Origin of the sequence: Microcoleus sp. BM001215392, from assembly GCF_036700185.1 — a bacterium.
Classification (GTDB): Bacteria; Cyanobacteriota; Cyanobacteriia; order Cyanobacteriales; family Microcoleaceae; genus Microcoleus.
On sequence record NZ_JAUBOJ010000751.1, the window covers coordinates 1 to 1,065 of the forward strand.

1 protein-coding gene is annotated in these 1,065 nt (G+C 38.3%); it reads right to left on the minus strand.

Annotation, left to right across the window (positions count from 1 at the left end):
* Positions 1–168: 168 nt before the first annotated feature.
* On the minus strand, positions 169–780 hold the full coding sequence (locus tag QT974_RS34645; RefSeq protein ID WP_333472863.1) for a transposase: 612 nt from the start codon (positions 778–780) through the stop codon (positions 169–171).
* Positions 781–1,065 lie beyond the last annotated feature (285 nt).

The window sequence follows — 1,065 nt, forward strand, 5'->3', positions numbered from 1 at the left end:
ACGGGATTGTGGGATTTTTGATAATTGATTTATGGTTGGGGAATTTGTGCTTGGGATTTCTCGTTGGGATTGGGCTCTCGCTTTCGGGTTTAATATTTTGCACTTATTTCATGAATTTTCGCCCGAATGCTTCGCCCCTACGGGATTATTCGATTTTGGGTAATTGATTTATTTCTGAGGTTTTTTATGGAAGTTGGTGTTGCGATCGCACTTTTGGATAGAATAATGTTCGTCATCGTGCCATTTTAACGGATTTTCCACTATATATTTTCTGATATTATCATAAGCTCGTTCATCGCGAATAATTTCTTCATAATAACCCTGTTGCCATATTGTACCAGAATTCCTAGTTAGGCGATTGACTCTACGCGTTACTATTGATTTAAAGTTTTGTACTAATGCCCCTAGTGAACCTGATTCTGTTCCTTTGGGCAATGTAGATATCCGATCGGAGGATACAGGTTGGATTATCGGCTGTTTGAATAATTGATTTTTGTTAGTAGTATTGGCGTCAACAATCAAAATAATTCCGTGTAGATGGTTTGGCATAATCACAAAAGCATCTAATTCTATAAAAGGAAAATGCTGTGGCAAGCGCTGCCAACAAAATTCAATGGTTTCACTAATCAAATTAAGGTGCATTGCTCCTGCTACAATTTCACCAAACAAACATTGTCTTTCGTAACTGCAAATTGTGATATAGTAAGCTCCTGGTTGTGCATAATCATAACCTTTTAGTCGAATGGTTTTTCGATGATGGATGTCAGGGTTATATTTCATCGTTTTCTTGATTTTGTCATCTTTAACAATTTTATTTGAGCGGCCCCTACGGGTAATCCGATTTTATCAAAGTAGTTTGGATAATGTCAATTGCCAATTATCAATTCCAATTGTATCAACCTCGGAGGGGCGAAGCATTTGGGCTAAAAATCATAACTGGTGCGCGTGAATAATTGCCCAAATGCGCAATTGCAATTGTATCAACCTAGTAGGGGCGAAGCATTTGGGAGAAAAATCATAAATTGTGCGCGTGAATAATTGCCCAAATGCTTCGCCCAGCCCCAC

Bases quoted from the DNA above. Each gene is read 5' to 3' on its own strand.
- QT974_RS34645 (WP_333472863.1), bottom strand. From the start codon at position 780: ATGAAATATAACCCTGACATCCATCATCGAAAAACCATTCGACTAAAA.